Origin of the sequence: Paracoccus sulfuroxidans (assembly GCF_007830335.1) — a bacterium.
Taxonomy (GTDB): Bacteria; Pseudomonadota; Alphaproteobacteria; order Rhodobacterales; family Rhodobacteraceae; genus Paracoccus; species Paracoccus sulfuroxidans.
The window spans coordinates 1-19,264 of sequence record NZ_VLKU01000009.1; the positions used below are offsets into that span (position 1 = coordinate 1).

Here is a 19,264-nt window from a genome sequence, read left to right on the forward strand (position 1 = left end):
TTGAGGCGCAGGTCGGCGGTGACCACGGCCGGAAGCTTGACCTCGATGGTCTGCAACCCGCCGTCGACCTCGCGGGTGACTTTCGCCGCGCCGCCGTCGATCTCCAGCTTCGAGGCGAAGGTCGCCTGACCCCAGCCCAGCAGCGCCGCCAGCATCTGGCCGGTCGCGTTCATGTCATTGTCGATCGCCTGCTTGCCGGCGATGATCAGCTCGGTGCCCTCGGCTTTCGCCACCGCCGCGAGGATCTTGGCCACCGCCAGAGGCTCGATGTCCTGATGCACATCATCGGCCGCGACCACCAGGATCGCCCGGTCCGCGCCCATCGCCAGCGCCGTGCGCAGCGTTTCCTGCGCCTGCTTCACACCGATCGAGATCGCGATGACCTCTTCGGCCTTACCCGCTTCTTTCAGACGGATCGCCTCTTCCACCGCGATCTCGTCGAAGGGGTTCATCGACATCTTCACGTTCGCAAGATCGACACCCGAACCGTCAGCCTTAACACGGGCCTTCACGTTGTAGTCGATCACGCGCTTCACTGGCACGAGAACCTTCATGATTTCCTCTTGATTTTGATCAGCAGACAGAGCGGAAGCGCGTGACGATGGTGTCGAGCACTTCACCCGGATCGCGTCTCCACCAGTTACCTGCCGAAAAGATCTCGACCTCGCAGAGGCCCTTGTAGCCCGCCGCTTCGACCGCTGAGCGGATGGCCTTCAGATCGGCCACGCCATCGCCCATCATGCCGCGATCCAGAAGCACGTCCGAGGTATCGGCCAGCCAGTCGCAGAGGTGATAGCCAAGAATGCGACCGCCCGCGCGGGCCAGTTGACGCGGCAGATCGGTGTCCCACCAGACATGATAAACATCGACCGCCACGCCAAGGTTCGGCGCGCCGATGGCATCGCAGATGTCCAGCGCATCGCGCAGGGTGGTCAGGCAAGAGCGATTGCCGCCATAGACCGGATTGAGCGGCTCAAGCGCCAGCCTGACGCCGCGCGCGGCGGCATAGGGCGCGGCCTCGGCCACGCGGTCGGTGACGATCCGCAGGCTGTCGGCAATGCCGCGGGTGCCGGGCTCAACCCCGCCGGTCACGATGGTCAGGACAGGCGCGCCGAGTTCGGCGGCCATGTCGATCGAGGCATGGAAGTCGTCCATTACCGCCTGACGACCTTGCGGCGCGAGGGGACCGACGAGGAAGGGCGTTCGGCAGAGCCCCGCAACTGCCAGTCCGGCAGCACGGGCATGGGCGGCGATTCTGGCAGCATTGGACCCAATCTCGCGCCGCCAGAAGACGATGCCGCCATAGCCGCGCGCGGCACAGGCGTCGATGGTGCGCTCGGGCGACCAGCCAGCGCCTGCGCCCTCGACATTATGCCCAAGCGTGGCGGTGTTCAGGGCCAATGCCGAGATGTCACGACTGAAATCGCGCATCATCAGGCCCCATAGACCGCCAGCAGGGATTTCATCCGCCGCACCGCAAGTTCCGGATCGCGCAGAAGACCCGAGCCATCGGCCAGCCGGAAGACTTCTGTGAAATAGGGCAAGGGCCGCATGGCGTGATGGCCGTTCAGCATGATGAAGTGATCCTGAAAGCCGTTCAGCCAGGCGAGGAAAACCACGCCGGTTTTGTAATACTGCGTCGGTGCGCGAAAGATGGTGCGGGCCAGCGGCACGGTCGGGTCCAATGTGGCACGGAAACCGGCCTTGTCGCCTTCCGCCAGCCGGTTCACCGCGAAGGCGGCGGCGGGGGCCAGCGGGTCGAAGATGCCCAGCAACGCATGGCTGAAGCCCTGCTCATCGCCCTCGATCAGTTCAGGATAGTTGAAATCATCGCCGGTATACATCTTCACGCCCGCAGGCAGGCGGCGACGCAGGGTGATTTCCTTGTCCTTGTCCAAGAGCGACATCTTGATGCCGTCCACCTTGGCGAGGTTTTGTTCGATCACCGCCAGAACGGTTTCCAGCGTGGCGTCGAAATCCGCGCCGCCCCAATAGCCCGCGAGCGCCGGGTCGAACATCTCGCCCAGCCAGTGCAGGATGACCGGCTGATCGCAGGCCGACAGCACCCGGCCATAGACATGCAGGTAATCCTCGGGGCTGGTGGCGACGCGGGCCAGCGCGCGGCTGGCCATCAGCACGATGCGGCCACCGACCGCCTGGATCGCCTCGACCTGCTCCAGATAGGCGCGGATGACATCGTCCAGCGTCTTTGCGTCGGCCGGGACCAGATGATCGGTGCCGCAGCCATTGCCAACCAGCGCCTCGGGCAGTTCAGCCCTGGTGCGCCGGATCAGCTCCAGCGCGCCCGGCCAGTCAAGGCCCATGCCGCGCTGCGCCGTGTCCATCGCCTCGGCAATGCCAAGACCAAGGCCTGCAAGATAGCGACGGAAGGCCATGGTCTTATCCCAATCCACCGCCGCGCGCCCGGAAGGATCATTGGCGGTGAAGGGGTCGGCCACCACATGGGCGGCAGAATAGACGATGCGGGCGGGGTTGGCGGGCAGCACGGCCTGCGCGATGGGCGTACCGTTCAGCATGTAATCGGCCATGCGGCCTTCGGCATCGGGAAGTGCAATCTTCATGGCAGCGCCTTTTCAGAAACGCGGAACCAGCATCCCAGCATCAGCCGAGATCGCCTGTCCGGTGGTATAGGGAAGCCGACCCGAGGCCAGCGATGCGATGATGGCGCCCATATCCTCGGGCTGGCCCACGCGGGGAAACAGCGTCAAACCGGCCTCGGCGCGCAGGCGATAGCCGTCGATCACGGGCGCGGTCATCTCGGTCGCGATCAGGCCGGGCTGCACGTCATAGACGGCGATGTTTTCGGGGCCGAGCCGCACGGCCAGCGCCTTCGACACCATCGCGGCAGCGGCTTTCGAGGCGCAATATTCCGCCCGCTGCACCGCCACCGCCACCGCGTTCGACGAGGTGACATTGACGATGGAATGAAACAGCGACGCGGGGCGCTCTCGCGCCATCAGGCGACGGGCGAAGGCTTGCGACAGGAAGAACATCGCCTTGCTGTTGACGCTGAGGCAGCGGTCCCAGCTGGCCTCGCTGACCTCCAGCAGGTCGCCGCGCTGCATCACACCCACGCCCGCATTGTTGACCAGCGTGGTCAGGGGTCCAAGCGCCTCCTCGATCCGGTGCAGTGCGGCGTCATGTCCGGCAATATCCGTCACATCGAAGGGTGCTGCGACGGTCGGCACGCCCAGAGCGGCGATGCGGGCCACCGCTGCCTGCAATTCGGCATCATCGGCGGGGCCATTCACGGCGACGGCGAAACCTTCGCGGGCCAGTGCCTCGGCAGCAGCCAGACCGATCCCACGCGATGAGCCGGTGACAAGGGCGACCTGTCTCATGCCTGCGCGCCCTTCTTCAGCAGTTCCCGCGCGATGATCATGCGCTGGATCTGGTTCGTGCCCTCATAGATCTGGGTGATCTTGGCGTCGCGATAGAGGCGCTCGACCTCGAAACCACGGATATAGCCCGAGCCGCCGAAGACCTGCACCGCATCCGCCGTGCGCGCCACCGCCATGTCGCCCGCAAAGCATTTCGCCATCGAGCAGGCCTTGGTCGCGTCCTGACCATGGTCGATCTTGGACGCCGCCGAATGAACCAGCAGCCGCGCGGCCTCGATATCCTTGGCCATGTCGGCCAGAAGCCATTGCACACCCTGGAACTCGGCGATCTCTTTGCCGAACTGCTTGCGCGTCCCGGCATAGTCCAGCGCGGCCTCCAGCCCCGCCTGACCGATACCCACGGCCAGCGCGGCAATGCCGACCCTGCCCTTGTCCAGCACGCTCATCATCATGTGAAAGCCGCGCCCGGCCTCGCCCAGCATCGCATCCGCACCCAGCCGCACATCGGTGAAGTTCAGCGCCCCCACCTGACTGGCGCGCTGACCCATCTTGTGCTCCTTGGGGCCACGCTCGACCCCCGCCGCATGCAGATCGACGATGAAAATCGACATGCCGCGATTGCCCGCCTCTTTGTCGGTGCGGGCCAGAACGAAGCCCAGATCGGCGACGGGCGCGTTGTGGATCCAGATCTTGCCTCCGTTCAGCACCCAGCCGTCGCCATCACGCTCGGCCGTGGTGCGGATGCCCGAGACGTCGGTCCCGGCCTCGGGTTCGGTGATGCAATAGGCCACCTTCTGCTGCATCGAGAGGATCCCAGGCAGCAGCTTGCGCTGCGCCTCGGTCCCGTGGCGCACCAGCAGCGTCGAGATCAGTTCCAGCAAACCACATTGATCGGCGACGCTGGCATAGCCGCGCGACAGCTCTTCCATCACCACGGCATAGGTCAGGGTGTCAAAGCCCGGCCCGCCCATGCCTTCCGGCACGCCGATGCCGAAAAGCCCCAGCTTCGCCATCTCGTCATAGATCTCGGCCGGGAAACGCTCGTCACGGTCCAGCGCCTCGGCGGCAGGCCGGATGACCTCATCGGCGAAAGCGCGGGCCATGTCGCGCACCTGCAACTGGGTATCGCTCAGATACATTCTCGAATCCCCTCCCGGTATGTAACTATCCGGTTACTTTATTTGAGGCGAGTTCAATGCGTCAAGCGCCAAAACCGACAGTGGTTTGGAAATCCACTTGATCCGCGATGCTGGCTCATGCCATTTATAACTGAATAGTTACTTAAGGGAGGAAGCTGATGACGCCATCCGACACACGCAAATTCGGCCGCACGGATCTGGAGGTGACCAGCTTCGCCTTCGGCACCGCGCCGGTCGGCAATATCTTCCGCGAGATCGACGACCAAACCTCGCGCGCCATGTTCGATCACGCCTGGGATGCGGGCGTGCGCTATTTCGACACCGCGCCAATGTATGGCCATGGTCTGTCCGAGCTGCGCACCTCCGAGGCCCTGCGCTGGCGCAACCGCGACGACTACGTCCTGTCCTCGAAGGTTGGCCGCCTGCTGCGCCCGGCGCGGCGCGACAGCATCGACTTCGCGCCCTGGGTCAATGCGGCGCCCTTCGAGATGGAGTTCGATTATAGCTACGACGGCACGATGCGCTCATTCGAGGACAGCCTGCAGCGGCTGGCGTTGGAGCATATCGACATCCTCTTCATCCATGACATCGACGTCTATACGCGCGGCGCCGCGCAGCCCGAAGTGTTCCGGCAGGCGATGGACGGTTGCTACAAGGCCCTGGCCCAGTTGCGTGACGAGAAGGTCGTGAAGGCCATCGGTGTCGGCGTGAACGAATGGCAGGTCTGCCATGAGGCGCTGAAGCAGCGCGATTTCGACTGCTTCCTGCTGGCCGGTCGCTATACGCTGCTGGAGCAAGACGCGCTCAATGAATTCCTGCCACTCTGCGAGGCGCGCGGCGCGGCGGTGGTCGTGGGTGGCGGCTTCAACTCGGGGATCCTCGCCACGGGCGCGACACCGGGCGCGAAATACAACTACGCCCCTGCCCCGGCTGAAATCATGGACCGGGTGGCGAAGATCGAGGCGGTTTGCGCCGAATACGGCGTGCCTCTGGCGGCGGCGGCGCTGCAATTCGTCGTGGCGCATCCGGCTGTTCCTGCCTTCTGCGCGGGCACGCGCACCGTCGAGCAACTCGATCAGAACCTCGCGTGGTTCCAGCACCCCATCCCGGTCGACTTCTGGGTGGCGCTGAAAGGAAAGGGCTTGCTGCGCGAGGATGCCCCGGTTCCTGCCTGAACCTGAGGGGCGCCGGTGTCGCCACCGGCACCCCTTGACGTGATCAGCCGCACCAAACAGCCCGGCAAGGGAATCTTGTTCCTCGGCCTTCACTCGGCTTTCTGTGACCCGCTGATCCTATCAAACCTTGCGGGTCGTTTCTCGCGAAACGCCGAAAGCCCTTCGCGCAGATCGCTGGAGGCAGCAGCCACGCCGCCCGCTAGCACCTCAAGCACGCGCTCGCGTTCCTCACCTTCCGCCGCGTTGATCAGCATCTTGGTGATTTCGGTAGCACGCGGCGCGCGGGCGGTCACCTTCGCGGCCAGCGCCTCGGCGGCAGCCATGCCCTCGCCTGTCGGAACCACCTGATCGACCAGCCCAAGGCGCTGCGCCTCCTCCGCGTCGAAAACCTCGCCGAAAAGCGCCATGCGCCGCACCACACCCGCGCCGAAGCGCCGCACCGTACGCTGCGTGCCCGACCAGCCGGGAATGATGCCCAGCGAGGTTTCGGGCAGGCCGATCCGGACATGCGCCTCGGCCAGCCGATAGTCGGCGCAGGCGGCCAGTTCCAGCCCGCCGCCCAGGCAATGCCCGTTCAGCACGGCGATCACCGGCTGCACCAGACGGGCCAGCGCGTCGAACGCGGCATGGCCGTCGCGCAGCCAGTGGCGGCTAAAATCGTCTGGCGGCAGTTGCGACCAGGCGGCGATATCGCCGCCTGCGCAGAATGAGCGCCCACCCTCGCCTGTCAGGATCACCACCCGCGCATCGGATCGCTCGATCCGGTGGCAGAGCGGCAGCAGTGCCTCGACCATATCGGCATCCAAAGCGTTCAGCTTATCGGGCCGACGAATGGTCAGTCGCGCGATGCCCGCGTTGATGGACAGGTCAAGACGCGGGTCCACGGTCACAGTGACAGCCCCATCGGGGCATCGCGAAACAGCGCCGCATCCATCTGCTTCAGATCCGCCGCCACGCGCAGCGGCGTCGCAGCCTGATCCAGCACGTCGCGTTGCAGATCGATGCCCGGCGCAATCTCGGTCACCACCAACCCCTCGGGCAGCAGGCGCAACACGCAGCGCTCGGTCACATAGGTCACCTCCTGCCCCTGCGCCACCGCGCGACGACCCGAGAAGCTGACCTGATCAACCTTCGGCACGATCTTGGCCACCTTGCCCTCGCGGTCGATCACAAGCTGGCCGGCATCGACGCGCATCTTGGCCCCGGCGTTGAAATTCCCCGAGAAAACGATCCGCTTGGCGCGTGCGGTAATGTCCACGAAACCGCCCGCGCCCGCCGTCCGGTGCGGCGTTGCGGCAAGGCGGCTGACATTGACCGAACCCTCGGCGTCGATCTCCAGGAAGGACAGCAGCGAGCAATCGAACCCGCCCGCCTGAAAATAGCAGAATTGGTGCGGCGAGGCGACGAAGGCCTCGGCATTGCTGGCGCAGCCGAACTTAAAATCCAGCAGCGGCACACCGCCGACCGCGCCCTGCTCGATCACCCAGGTGACCGCGCCGTGCAGCCCCTCCTCGATCAGGATGCGCGGCACATTGGCCGAGATGCCGAATCCGATGTTCACCGCCCAGCCCGTCCGAAGCTCTTGCGCGACGCGGCGGGCAATGACCTTGCCCGGATTGAACTCGGCCGGGCTGAAACTCGACAAGGGCCGGAAGACCTCGCCCGAGATGGCCGGGTCGTGCGGCGTCGCGGTGGTCTGCAGCTGATCCGGCGCCTCGACGATGACATCGACCAGAATGCCCGGAACCTTCACATCATGCGGTTTCAGCGTGCCCTGCGCCGCAATACGCCGGACCTGAGCGATGACGATGCCGCCGCAGTTATGCGCAGCCAGCGCCATTTCCATCGCGCCCAGCGTCGCGCCCTCATCCTCGAAGGTCAGGTTGCCATTCTCATCTGCCGTCGTCGCGCGGATCAGCGCCACATCGGGGCGCAGCGCGGGAAAGTAGAGCCAATCCTCGCCCTCGAAGGCCACACGCCGGACGATGGGGGTGGCGCGGGCGGTGTCATTCATCGCGCATCCGTCCAGCGCGGGATCGACAAAGGTGTCCATGCCCACCTTGGTCAGCACGCCCGGGCGCTGCGCCGCGCCCTCGCGCAGCATGTCGAAGACCACGCCCGAGGGCACGTTATAGGCCGCTACCTCTTCCGCCAGGATGCGCTGCCAGATCTTCGGCGGCTCGGCATTGGACGGCCCCGAAGGATAGGAGCCGCCGATGATCCGCGTGATCATGCCGGGATGGGCGATGTGATCGACGCCCGGAGTGCCGAACATGTCGCCAGCGGCAATGGGATGGATCGTCGTCAGGTCGCGCGGGGCACCATCTTGCGCAAACCGCGCACCCAGTGCCGCCAGAAGCCGATCCGGGCACAGCAATCCCGAAGACGAATTCACCGCGATCACCGCGCCATCGCGGACCAGTTCTGCTGCCTGACTGGCGGTCCGGATTTTGGACATTGCGCTCCTCCTTCGTAATTGCGTCTAAGTAACTAACTGGTTATCTATATATCTATGATCGACCCGCCTCGACAAGAGGAAAACCGGGACCTATGCAACGCAAGAAGATGAAAGGGGAGGACCAAGATGAACATTCTGCTGCAACCCGATTTCGTGCAGGGATTCGGCACGTTTCCCTTGAAAGGGGACAGCCTGAGGGACGCCATCCATACGGCGGTCGAGGCAGGCTACCGCACCTTTGACACGGCGCAGGCCTATGAGAATGAGGCGGAAACGGGTGCCGCCCTGAAAGAGACCGGCATTGCACGCGACAAGTTTTGCATCACCACCAAGGTGAAGAACGACAATTTCAGCGAATCGCACTTCCTGCCCTCGGTCGAGGCCAGCCTGCGCGCCCTTCAGGTCGACCGGGTCGACGTGCTGCTGCTGCACTGGCCGCCCGCCGGGGGCGAGATCACGCCCTCGCTGAAGCTGTTGCAGAAGGCTTATGACGCCGGGCTTGCCAGCAACATCGGCGTGTCGAACTATACGGTTGCGATGATGCGGCAGGCGCGGGCCATCGTGGACGCTCCGCTGGTCGCCAATCAGGTCGAGTTTCATCCGCTGCTGGATCAGTCGCGCCTGCTGGACGCGGTCGAGGAAACCGGGATCCCGCTCTCGTCCTACTGCTCGCTGGCGCGCGGTGAGGTCTTCAAATATCCACTGTTCGCCGAAATCGGCCAGACGCATAGGAAATCCGCCGCTCAGGTCGTCTTGCGCTGGATCCTGCAAAAGGGTGTCAGCATGAACACCATGTCCACCAAGCCGGAGAATATCCGCGCCAATCTGGAGATCACGGATTTCACGCTTTCGACCGAGGAAATGGCCCAGATCGACGCGCTGAACCGCGTGAACTACCGCATCGTGGACCGCGACCGGGTGCCCTTCGCGCCCGTCTGGGACTGATCCGTCGGGGCGCGGCGACGGCCGCGCCCCGAAAACGCTTCAGCGATTACCACGGATCATGTCAGATGCCTTTTCGGCAATCATGATCGTCGGCGCGTTGGTGTTTGACCCGACCAGCGAGGGCATGACCGAGCTGTCGCAGATCCGCAGCCCGTCGAGCCCGTGGACGCGCAACTGCGGATCGACCACCGACATCTCGTCCCGGCCCATCTTGCAGGTGCAGGTCGGGTGGTAAGAGGTACGGCCGTACTGGCGCGCATAAGCCTCGTAATCCGCCTGCGTGCGCACATTCGTGTCGGGAAAGCGCAGCTCGCGGATGTATTTCCCCAGCGAATGCTGGCTGAAGATCTCACGGCTCAGCTTCACCCCTTCGGCCGAGATGCGCAGATCCTCTGCCTCGGCCAGGAAGTTCGGGTCGACCACAGGATTGTCGCGCGGATCGGAGGAGCGCAGTGTCACCGTGCCGCGCGATTTCGGACGCAGGGTATAGCTGTTGAGCGTGATCCCCGAAGAGCCCTTCGGCACCGATGGCACCCCCGCCTCGGCCCCCGCTCCGGCCAGGAAATGAAATTGCAGATCGGGACAGGGGGCGCTCCGATCCGCATACCAGAAGGCCCCGCCCTCGACCACGTTCGAAGCCACCGGCCCCGAGTTGAACAGCAGATATTGCAGCCCGGCCCAGATCATCCAATGCGGCTTGCCATAGCGGTCAAGGCTTTCATGCCCCTTCAGCTCGGCCACGATGTCGATGCCGAAATGGTCCTGAAGGTTCTGGCCGACGCCGGGCATATCCTGCACCACCTCGATGCCATGACTGCGCAGGTGATCGGCGGGGCCAATGCCCGACAGCATCATCAACTTGGGCGTGCCGATCGCGCCCGAGGTCACGATCACCTCCTGCCCGGCCCGCGCCACCACCGGAGTGCCGCCCTTGCCAGCGATATATTCGACGCCGACCGCGCGGCTGCCCTCGAACACCAGCCGCAGCACCAGCGCGCCGGTCAGCACCGTCAGGTTCGGGCGGGACAGCACCGGGCGCAGATAGCCGACAGCCGCCGAGCAGCGCCGGTTGTTGCGGATCGTCGTCTGATAAAGGCCCGCCCCTTCCTGCCGCGCACCGTTGAAATCGGGGTTATAAGGGATGCCAGCCTCCTGGCAGCTCTGCACGAAGGCGCGGCTCATGGCATTGGGGCTCGTCAGGTTCGACACGCCCAGCGGGCCATCCGTGCCGTGCCATTCGCCCGAAAGGATCGTGTTCCCTTCCGAGCGATGGAAATAGCGCCGCACCTCATCCGAGCCCCAGCCCTCGGCCCCCTCCTCGACCCAGCGGTCGTAATCGGACGGGTGGCCTCGGGTGAAGATCTCGGCATTGATCGAGGAACCGCCCCCCAGAACGCGCGCCTGCGCATAAGGGATCTCTCGGTTGTTGGCATGGCGCTGTGGCGCGGTCACCAGCCCCCAGGTCAAGGGCCCGGTGGTCATTTTGGCGAACCCCACCGGCATATGGATCAGCGGATTGCTATCCTTGCCCCCGGCCTCGATCAGGCAGACCCGCGCCTGACTGTCCTCGGACAACCGCGCGGCCAGCACGCAACCCGCCGAGCCGCCGCCGATGATGACGTAATCATATCCCTGCGCCATGATGCCTCCTTCAGCCGATCCAATGCGTGCGCTTACCGATCTCGACATGGACCGACTTGATCTGGGTATATTCCTCGACGCCATAGATCCCGGCCTCGCGGCCCCAGCCCGATTGCTTGAAGCCCCCCAGCGGCATCTCCGGCCCACCCGCCATGATCGTATTGACCCAGAAACGCCCCGCGCTGACACGCCGCGTCACCGTCAGTGCCTTGTCCAGATCTTTCGTCCACAACGATGCCGCAAGCCCATAGACCGTATCATTGGCTAGGGCGATAGCCTCGTCCATGGTCTCGAAGCGGAAGGACGACAGGACCGGGCCGAAGATCTCATCCCGTGCAATCGCCATGTCGCGGCGCACACCAGAGAACAGCGTCGGCGCGATGAAACGACCCGCGCCGATCTGCAGCACCTCGCCGCCGGTCAGCAGGCGCGCGCCTTCCTGACGGCCCTTCTCGATATAGCCCAGGATGGTGTCGTTCTGCGCGGGCGTGGTGATGGCGCCGACCTGCGTGGCCTCGTCCAGCGGATCGCCGATGCGGATGCGGCGCATCTTGTCGACCAGCAGCCGCTCGAACTCATCCGCCACCGAAGCCTCGACAATGAGCCTGCTGGACGAGACGCAGCATTGCCCGGTGTTGAAGCTGATCCCGAAGGCTGCGGCATCGGCGGCATCCTCAAGGTCGCAATCGGCAAAGACGATGATCGGGTTCTTGCCGCCCAGTTCCAGCCCCAGCTTCTTGAAGTTGCTGTCGGCGGCGGCATGGACGCAGGACCGCCCCACCCCGGTCGAGCCGGTGAAGGACAGCATGTCGATATCCGGATGCTCGGCCATGGCCTGCCCGACCGTCCGGCCCGATCCGGTGACGACGTTGTAGACGCCCTTGGGCAGCCCCGCCTCGGTCAGGATCTCGGCCAGGATCAGCGTCGTGGCACTGGTCACCTCGGAGGGCTTCACCACCATCGTGCAGCCCGAAGCGAGGATGAAGGGCACCCGCTCGCACAGGATCAGGAAGGGGAAGTTCCAGGGCGTGATCAACCCGACGACGCCAATCGGCTCACGCAGGACCATGCCGAACAGCCCATCGCCCAGAGAGTTGAAACTGTCGCCATGCAGCAGACGCGCGGCACCTGCGGCGGTCTCGAAACAGGCGATGCAGCCTTCGATCTCGGCGCGGGCCTGCGCAATGGGCTTGCCGTTCTCCAGCACCTCCCAATAGGCGACCTCGTCCCGGCGGCGGCGCAGGATATCGGCAGCGCGCAACAGCACGCCCGCACGATCGGCGCCCGAAAGCCCGGCCCAGCTGCGATCCTCGAAGGCGCGGCGAGCGGCAGCGACCGCATCATTCAGGTCGTCCGTGGTGCAGCGCGCCACCCGCGTCACCGGCACGTCATGCGCGGGCGAGCGCTGTTCCGCCATCTCACGGCCATGACGCCATTCGCCGTCGATGAAAAAGCCGAACTCGCGCGGCGATTCTGGCAGGGAAAGGGTGCGGGCGATCTGGTCCATCATATCGGGTTCCTTGGAAATTCTGGGGTGTCAGTTCTGCGAAATGACAATCTGGGTCTTGAGATCGGCGGGCCGCTCGGCCAGCGTCTCGAACGCCTCCTGGATCCGCTCCAGCGGATATGAGGCGCTGGTGAAGGCCTCGGTGCGGAACCGGCCATGCACCAGCAGGGCCAGCGCGTCATGCATGTCCTGCCCCATGCCCGCGACGGACCCCTTCAAGCTGTTTTCCTCAAGGATCGTGCGCAGGATCGGCACTTGCACCGCCTCTTCCGGGCCGGTCAGGCCAAAGAAGGCGACATGGCCGCCCTTGCGGATCAGGTCGAACGCGGTGGCGTAAAGCGCCGGGTGACCCACACTTTCGATCACCAGATCCGCGCCCCGGCCATCCGTCAACTCGAGCACCGTCGTTTTCAGTTGCGCGGGATCGCTGATCGCGGCATCGGCACCTGCGTCGAAGGCCATCGTGCAGCGTTCTGCCGACAGATCGGCCACGATAATCGGCGCGGCCCCCACAAGCCGCATCATCTGCACATGCAGGTTGCCGACCGGCCCCGCCCCCAGCACCACGACCGATTGCGCGATCCCGGCCTGCGCCTTGCGCGCGGCGCGAACCACGCAGGCGACCGGTTCGGTCAGCGCAAGGATCTCGGGCGCGATGTCATCGGGGGTAGGAATGACCAGCCGCCCGGGGAGCGCCACGAATTCGGCGAAAGCACCGTCACGGGTGATGCCAAGCTGTGCCATGTCGGGACAGTTCAGCACCTCGTTGCGACGGCACCAATAGCAATGCCCGCAGCCGATGTTGATGTCGGCGACCACCATCTGGCCCTGCATCAGATGGCCCATGTTCGCGCCCGCTTCCTCGATCACGCCGCAGAACTCATGGCCCGGAATGATCGGCAGGTCGTCGGCGGCATAATGGCCGTGGAACATGTGAAGGTCGGTGCCGCAGATGCCGGTCCGGATCACGCGGATCAGCACGTCATCGGGACCGATCTGCGGGCGCGGCACCTCGCGCAGCTCGAATTTGTGCGGAGCGGTCAGGACGGCGGCTTGCATGGTTTTCATGGCATCCTCACTTCACGGTACGCAGTTTGGATCGGTCGATGGTCAGCGCGATCGCCGCGATCAGGACCAGACCGAACAGCATCTGCTGCTGCGTCGCCTCGATCCCCAGATACAGCATCGAGGCACGGATCACGGCCACGATCAGCGTGCCGATCAGCGTGTTCAGCACCCCGCCGACACCACCGGTCAAGGGTGTGCCGCCGACCAGCACCGCGACGATGGCGGGCAACAGGAAGCCGTTGGCGATGGTCGGAGCGCCCCCCGACAGCTTGACCGAGAACAGAAGGCCCGCAATCGCCGCCAACGCCCCGGAAATGGCAAAGGCCAACATCTTGTAGCGCCCGACATTGATGCCCGATGCCTTGGCCGCCGGTTCGCCCGCACCCACGGCCTTCAGCACCCGGCCAAGGACCGTGCGGCGTTCGATGAACAGGCAAAGCGCCAGCAGGGCGGCGGCCAAAAACAGCTCGTTAGGGACGATGCCGGTATGGCCGATCATCCAGCCGAAGGTGGCGTTCCTCTGCTCGGCATCCATGTTCAGGGCGCGGTTGCCCGACAGCCATTGCGCGACCGAAAAGCAGACCCCGCCCACCGCCAGCGTCGAGATGAAGGACGGCACGAACAGCCGCGTGGTCAGGAAGCCCGAGAGCATCCCCAGCCCGAAGCCCGCCGCGATGCAAAGCACCGCGACCCAAGCCCCCAACGAGGCCAGATAGATCGAGGCGATGACCGTGATCATGTTGGCCATCGACTGCACCGACAGGTCGATGCCGCCGATATAGATGGCGAAGGTCAGCCCAAGTGCCATGATGAACAACGGCACGATATCGCCCGCGAGGCTCAGCAGATTCGCGGGGCGCAGGAAGTTAGGATCCACCACGCCGACCACGGCGGTCAGCACCAAAAGGGTGATCCAGGGAAGATGCGGTTTGATGCGTTGCATGGTCATCTGCGCCTCAGATCATGTGATGGAGAAGGTCATAAAGCGACGGCTTCGCGCCCGGCTGGCAATCGAAGCGCTGCCGGATCTCGCCATCTTTCAGGACGACGATGGTGTGCGAGAGGCCGATGGCCTCTTCCAGCGTGTCGGCCACCAGCACGATGCCGGTGCCGTCGTCGCTCATGTCGCGGATCATGTCGTAGACGTCTTCCTTGGCCCCGATGTCTAGGCCCCGCGTCGGGTGGTCCAAGAGCATGATGTCGGACCCGCCCGAGCGCCATTTTGACAGCACCACCTTCTGCTGGTTGCCGCCCGACAGATTGCCGCAATCGGCGAATTCGGAATGGGCCTTGATTGACAGCTTGCTGATCCAGTCCCGCGCCAGCGCCTTCTCGCGTCCGACGTCGATCACGCCCGCTTTGGAATAGCGGCCAAGCTGCGACAGGGTCATGTTCTCATAGACATTCATGCCTGCGACGATGCCCTCGATCTTGCGTTCGCGCGGCACATAGCCCACGCCCATCGCGACCGAGCGGCGCGGGTTGAAGCCCCGAAGCGCCTCGCCCTTCATCTCGAAATGACCCGAGAGCGGGGCCAGCATGCCATAGATCGTGCGCAGGATCGCCTCACGCCCCGAGCCCTCGGTCCCGACCAGGCACAGCACCTCACCCGGATGCAGCGTCAGGTTCAACTTGTGCGGACGGCCCGGCAGGACCACATCGCGCATCTCGAACAGCTTGCGCGAGCGGTCATAGGGCTTCTGGCGCTGCTCGCGGTAATATTCACGGTCGACGTGGCGACCGACCATCTTGTGCTGGATCGCGCTCGCGTCGGCCTCGGCTCTGGCGACGACATCCATCACCTGCCCGTCCTTCATCACATAGATGCGGTCCGACAGCTCCATCACCTCATCCATGCGGTGGCTGACGAAGATGAAGGACGCCCGGCTGGTCAGTTCGCGCACCAGCTTGAAGAGCAGCTTGACCTCATCCTCGGACAGGACCGAGGTGGGTTCGTCCAGCAGGATGACCAGATCGCCCTCGACCCGCTCTTCCAGCGTCAGAACCTTCGCCAGTTCGACCAGTTGCCGCTGCGCGAAGGACAGCGCCGAGGTCACCGTCGCCGGATCGATGTCCAGCTTGACCTTGGCAAGCTGCTTTCGCGCAGCCGCCGCCATCGCCTTCCAGTTCACCACGCCCAGCCGGGTGAACTGCGCCTCATAGCCAAGGAAAATGTTCTCCATCACCGTCAGGTTCGGGATCAGCGATTGTTCCTGAAACACCATGCCGATGCCGCGCTTCATTGCCTGACGCGGATTGGCGAAATGCACGGGCTTGCCATCGATCAGGATCTGGCCGCCATCGGGCTGATAGGCACCATAGATCACCTTCATCAGCGTCGATTTTCCGGCGCCGTTTTCGCCCACCAGCCCAACGATCTCGCCGCGCTTGATGTGGAAGTCGATGGCCTTCAGCGCATGGACGCCGGGGAATTTCTTGTCGACCGAGCTTAGCTGATACATGCCGCCCTCACTTCGCGAAACTGACAAGGCGACGGTCGGTGGACAGCACGACCGCGATGATGACCAGGACGCCCAGCAAGCCGTCCTGCAGATAGTTGGGCAGGCCGATGACGACCATGCCGTTGCCGATGACATTGACGATGAGGACGCCGACGACCGCATTCAGCACGCCGCCGATCCCGCCCCACAGGGCGACGCCGCCGACAACGACCGAGGTGATGGCAACGAACATCAGGTTCGCGCCGGTCACCGACTCGGCCTGTCCCAGACGCGCCACCTGAAAGATCGCGGCGATGGCGTAGAAGACCCCGGCCAGCGCAAAGCCCGCCAGCCGCACCCGGCGCACGTTGACGCCCGAGGCATGGGCCAGCTCTTCTCCCCCGCCGACGGCGTAGAAGTTGCGACCCAGCGTCGTGTGGTTCTGGATGAACCAAGCCAGCAGCACCAGCGCGGCGGCGATATAGACCATCAGCGGAAAGCCAAGGATCCGCCAGGTCAGCAGGGCGCGGAAGACGTCATCCTCGATGCGGACGATATCGCCCCCGGTCACCAGCACCGCGGCACCCGTGCCCACAAAGCCCATCGCCAGACTGGCCATGAATGAAGGGATCTGCAGCCGCACATGGACCATGCCGGTCAGCCATCCGAAGAAGGCCCCGCACAGCAGGATCGCCGGAATGGCCAGCCACGCGCCCGCGCCAAGGGAACCGCCCAGCCGCAGGAACAGCAGGCAGAACAGCACCGCGCAGAGCGACACCACCCCCTCCATCGACAGGTCGATCGAGCCCATGACGATGATGAACGTGACGCCAAGCGCCACCATCATCGCCGGTGTCGAGGCCAGCGCGATCCGGGCCAGATTGCGTTGCGACAGGAAGGCGGGATTGATCGCCGCGAACAGCACGACCAGCCCCAGCAGCACGAGGGCCGGAGCCCATCGGATGACATTCTCGCGGGTGAGCTTCATCTTCAACAGTTCTCCTCAACACTGTCGGGCCGCGCGCCCCGACGGGCGGCGGGGAGGACCGCATCGCGGTCGACCCATCGGATTTTCAGAACTCAGCGATACTGGATCTGGCCGTTGCTCGGCCCCCAGAAGTTGGTCCAGTCATAGGCGGGCGTGGCGTCCAGATACTGCGCCTTGAACTCGGCCGCGTCCTTCTGGGTGATCAGAACGGTGGGACCGTAGAACTCGCGATGCTCCTGCGGTTCCTCGGAGGGTTTGAACGTGCCGATGGCCGCATGATAGGCCAAGGCCGCCGAGATGCCGCCGCCCCAATAGGGGTTGGTAAAGACCGTGGCCAGCAACTGGCCATCCATAACCAGCTTCACCGCCTCGGGGTTGCCATCATAGGCGACGATCGGCATGTCGGTGATGCCTTCGGCCCGCAGCGCCTCGATCACGCCATAGGCGATGTTGTCGGCCGCGCAATGGATGCCGGTGATCCGGTCGCCGTAGCGGGTCAGGAATGAGGACATCAGTTCGGCCGCCTTGGTCGTGTCCCAATCGGCGGGCTGCGCGTCCAGCAATTCGATCTCGGGGAAGTCCTTCAGCGCGTTCTGCAGCCCGGCCAGCCGCTCGACCGCCGGATTGTTCGCGGCGATCCCACCCAGATGCACGACGCCGCCCTTGCCGCCCATCGCCTCGAACAGGATCCGCGCTGTCTGTTCCGAGGGCTGTTCGTCGGACCAGGTCATGTGGCTGACGTAGTTGTCGCCGAAATCCCAGGGGTGCAGGTCGTCGGTCTTGTTCCAGATCGTCGAGATATAGGCCCCTGCCGCCTGCACGGCCTCGACGACGGGGCGGGCGTTGGGGCTGTCGTTCGGGTCGCAGGCGATGGCGCAATTGCCGCCTGTCTTGGCCAGAAAGGCCTTGATATCGGCCAGCGATTTTTCCGACGAGCCCTCGCTGATCAGGTTGACCATGTCGGACTTGCTGCGACCGATGGATTCGACAAAAGCCTCGCCCCCCGACACGACCGCATTCCAATAGGCCGAAGCACGGTCGCGATAGCTCCATGCGATGGCCGGGTCGGTCAGCGCGGCGCGCGCCTGACCGCGCCCGAATATGGCTGGCGCGGCCAGTGTCGCCATACCCGCAGCCCCCGCCAGCAGCAGCTTGCGCCGGGTCATGACCTCGCGGTCGATATAGTCCTTGATGAATGTGGACATTCTGAGCCTCCCCATGAGGCGCTGCCCGGATCTCTCCTCAGACCCTCGGATGGCAGGCGCCGCCAAATCAATGCACCATCTGGTTACTTGTTTTGGCAATATCGAGTCAAGCATGATAATTAACCGGATAGTGCGTTAATTTGTCCAGCACGTCTTGCGTCGGCTTGGGACTGCTATAACCTTCACGGGATAGAGGACCAGCCGAATGACCGGAGAGATAGCGTGACCGCAGAAGCCAAGACGCCAGCGCGCAGCAAGCCCCGCATCCGCGATGCCGACGCGACCAAGGCGCGCATCCTCAAGGCGGCGCTGAACGAATTTGCCCGCAATGGCTTTGGCGGTGCCCGCGTCGATGTCATCGCCGAGAAGGCCGATGCCAACAAGCGGATGCTCTATCACTACTTCGGCAGCAAGGAGGACCTGTTCCAGACCGTGCTGGAGAATGCCTATATCGACATCCGCGATGCCGAACAGAAGCTGGCGCTGGATCACCTGCCGCCCAAAGAGGCGCTGGCGCGGCTGGTGCGCTTCACCTGGGAATATTACCTGAAGCACCCCGAGTTCATCACGCTGGTCAACAGCGAGAACCTGCACCGGGCCAAGCACCTGAAGAAGTCCGAGATCGTCAAGATCTACAGCCGCCGCTTCGTCTCGATGGTCGACACGATCCTTGAGCGTGGCGTGGCAAGCGGCGATTTCCGCTCTGGCATCGATCCGGTGCAGCTGAACATCACCATCGCCGCGATTGGTTATTACTATCTGACCAACCGCTTCACAGGCTCGATCATTTTCGAGCGTGACCTGATGGCGAAAGAGGCGCTCGAAGAGCGCCTCCGTTTCAATATCGACACGATCATGCGTCTGGTCTGCACCTGACGCGCGTCAGATCTGGCCAGCCAGCCCCAGGCTGTGAAGTGCAGCCTGGGCGCATTCGGCATCCTCATGCCCCTGCGCCCCGGAAACACCGACCCCGCCCACAATGGCCCCGTTGTGAAGGATGGGCAGCCCGCCCTCCCAGGTGATCAGCCGGGGACGGTTTGCCAGACCGACCCTCAGCTCATCCATGCTGTTCATCCGGGCAAAGAAATCCGCGGTCGAGCGCTGCATGGTGGCCGCCGTAAACGCCTTGTCGGTCGCAAAGCCCAGCGTCTGGGCCGCAACGCCGTCCATGCGCGCCGAGGCCAGCACCTCGCCGCCCGCATCGACGACGACAACCGCCACCAACCAACCGCGTGAGGCCGCATGGTCAAGCGCGTGATGGACCAGACGCAAGGCCGGGGCCGATCTCAGCACCGGCTTCATCTCGACAAGATCAGCATAGTTCGCCTGATCCAT

General features: G+C 64.4%; 18 protein-coding genes. 3 read left to right on the forward strand and 15 right to left on the reverse strand.

Going from position 1 to position 19,264, the window contains the following annotated elements; translation table 11 throughout:
* The 5 genes from IQ24_RS14270 to IQ24_RS14290 all read right to left on the reverse strand — a co-directional run.
* A partial coding sequence (locus IQ24_RS14270; RefSeq protein ID WP_145398962.1) for an electron transfer flavoprotein subunit beta/FixA family protein occupies positions 1-554 on the reverse strand: 554 nt, incomplete at its 3' end.
* A 19-nt stretch (positions 555-573) separates the two neighbouring features.
* Positions 574-1,431, reverse strand: a complete 858-nt coding sequence (locus tag IQ24_RS14275) for a sugar phosphate isomerase/epimerase family protein (protein WP_145398963.1) — start codon at positions 1,429-1,431, stop codon at positions 574-576.
* Positions 1,432-1,433: 2 nt separating this feature from the next.
* Positions 1,434-2,582 carry a dihydrodipicolinate synthase family protein gene (locus tag IQ24_RS14280; RefSeq protein ID WP_145398964.1) on the reverse strand — a complete coding sequence of 383 codons (1,149 nt, stop codon included), beginning with the start codon at positions 2,580-2,582 and terminating at the stop codon, positions 1,434-1,436.
* Positions 2,583-2,594: 12 nt separating this feature from the next.
* Positions 2,595-3,362 (reverse strand): 3-ketoacyl-ACP reductase, encoded by a 768-nt coding sequence (locus tag IQ24_RS14285; protein ID WP_145398965.1) that lies wholly within the window; start codon positions 3,360-3,362, stop codon positions 2,595-2,597.
* Positions 3,359-4,501, reverse strand: coding sequence for an acyl-CoA dehydrogenase family protein (locus tag IQ24_RS14290; protein WP_145398966.1), 1,143 nt, complete (start codon positions 4,499-4,501; stop codon positions 3,359-3,361). Before IQ24_RS14290 ends, IQ24_RS14285 begins: the two co-directional genes overlap by 4 nt.
* Before the next feature lie 158 nt (positions 4,502-4,659).
* Between IQ24_RS14290 and IQ24_RS14295 the strand changes: the two genes are divergently transcribed.
* The gene (locus IQ24_RS14295; protein ID WP_145398967.1) at positions 4,660-5,676 is read left to right on the forward strand and encodes an aldo/keto reductase; all 1,017 of its coding nucleotides are present in this window, start codon (positions 4,660-4,662) and stop codon (positions 5,674-5,676) included.
* 89 nt (positions 5,677-5,765) lie between these two features.
* Here the strand turns inward: IQ24_RS14295 and IQ24_RS14300 are convergent, their stop codons facing one another.
* On the reverse strand, positions 5,766-6,566 hold the full coding sequence (locus tag IQ24_RS14300) for an enoyl-CoA hydratase/isomerase family protein (protein ID WP_199756584.1): 801 nt from the start codon (positions 6,564-6,566) through the stop codon (positions 5,766-5,768).
* Positions 6,563-8,134: an acyl CoA:acetate/3-ketoacid CoA transferase gene (locus tag IQ24_RS14305; RefSeq protein ID WP_145398968.1), complete on the reverse strand. Its 1,572-nt coding sequence runs from the start codon at positions 8,132-8,134 to the stop codon at positions 6,563-6,565. The genes IQ24_RS14300 and IQ24_RS14305 overlap by 4 nt, the downstream gene beginning before the upstream one ends.
* A 126-nt stretch (positions 8,135-8,260) precedes the next feature.
* Between IQ24_RS14305 and IQ24_RS14310 the strand changes: the two genes are divergently transcribed.
* Positions 8,261-9,079, forward strand: coding sequence for an aldo/keto reductase (locus IQ24_RS14310; protein ID WP_145398969.1), 819 nt, complete (start codon positions 8,261-8,263; stop codon positions 9,077-9,079).
* Between the two features lie 39 nt (positions 9,080-9,118).
* Here IQ24_RS14310 and IQ24_RS14315 read toward each other — a convergent pair whose 3' ends face one another.
* The 7 genes from IQ24_RS14315 to IQ24_RS14345 form a co-directional block, all read right to left on the reverse strand.
* The gene (locus IQ24_RS14315) at positions 9,119-10,720 is read right to left on the reverse strand and encodes a GMC family oxidoreductase (protein WP_145398970.1); all 1,602 of its coding nucleotides are present in this window, start codon (positions 10,718-10,720) and stop codon (positions 9,119-9,121) included.
* A gap of 10 nt (positions 10,721-10,730) precedes the next feature.
* Positions 10,731-12,230 (reverse strand): aldehyde dehydrogenase family protein, encoded by a 1,500-nt coding sequence (locus tag IQ24_RS14320; protein WP_242008203.1) that lies wholly within the window; start codon positions 12,228-12,230, stop codon positions 10,731-10,733.
* Between the two features lie 27 nt (positions 12,231-12,257).
* Positions 12,258-13,295, reverse strand: coding sequence for a zinc-dependent alcohol dehydrogenase (locus IQ24_RS14325; protein ID WP_145398971.1), 1,038 nt, complete (start codon positions 13,293-13,295; stop codon positions 12,258-12,260).
* Positions 13,296-13,302: 7 nt separating this feature from the next.
* Positions 13,303-14,238 (reverse strand): ABC transporter permease, encoded by a 936-nt coding sequence (locus IQ24_RS14330; protein ID WP_242008205.1) that lies wholly within the window; start codon positions 14,236-14,238, stop codon positions 13,303-13,305.
* 13 nt (positions 14,239-14,251) lie between these two features.
* Complete coding sequence (locus IQ24_RS14335) at positions 14,252-15,757, reverse strand: sugar ABC transporter ATP-binding protein (RefSeq protein WP_145398973.1); 1,506 nt, start codon at positions 15,755-15,757, stop codon at positions 14,252-14,254.
* A 7-nt stretch (positions 15,758-15,764) separates the two neighbouring features.
* Entirely contained in the window at positions 15,765-16,724 is a 960-nt protein-coding gene (locus IQ24_RS14340; protein WP_242008219.1) for an ABC transporter permease, read from the reverse strand.
* A 92-nt stretch (positions 16,725-16,816) separates the two neighbouring features.
* Positions 16,817-17,929, reverse strand: a complete 1,113-nt coding sequence (locus IQ24_RS14345; protein WP_242008206.1) for a sugar ABC transporter substrate-binding protein — start codon at positions 17,927-17,929, stop codon at positions 16,817-16,819.
* Between the two features lie 222 nt (positions 17,930-18,151).
* On the opposite strand from IQ24_RS14345, the gene IQ24_RS14350 reads away from it, so the two are divergent.
* Positions 18,152-18,805 carry a TetR/AcrR family transcriptional regulator gene (locus tag IQ24_RS14350; protein ID WP_145398976.1) on the forward strand — a complete coding sequence of 218 codons (654 nt, stop codon included), beginning with the start codon at positions 18,152-18,154 and terminating at the stop codon, positions 18,803-18,805.
* Positions 18,806-18,811: 6 nt separating this feature from the next.
* On the opposite strand, the gene IQ24_RS14355 is transcribed toward IQ24_RS14350, so the two are convergent.
* The gene (locus tag IQ24_RS14355) at positions 18,812-19,264 is read right to left on the reverse strand and encodes a GlcG/HbpS family heme-binding protein (RefSeq protein ID WP_158637529.1); all 453 of its coding nucleotides are present in this window, start codon (positions 19,262-19,264) and stop codon (positions 18,812-18,814) included.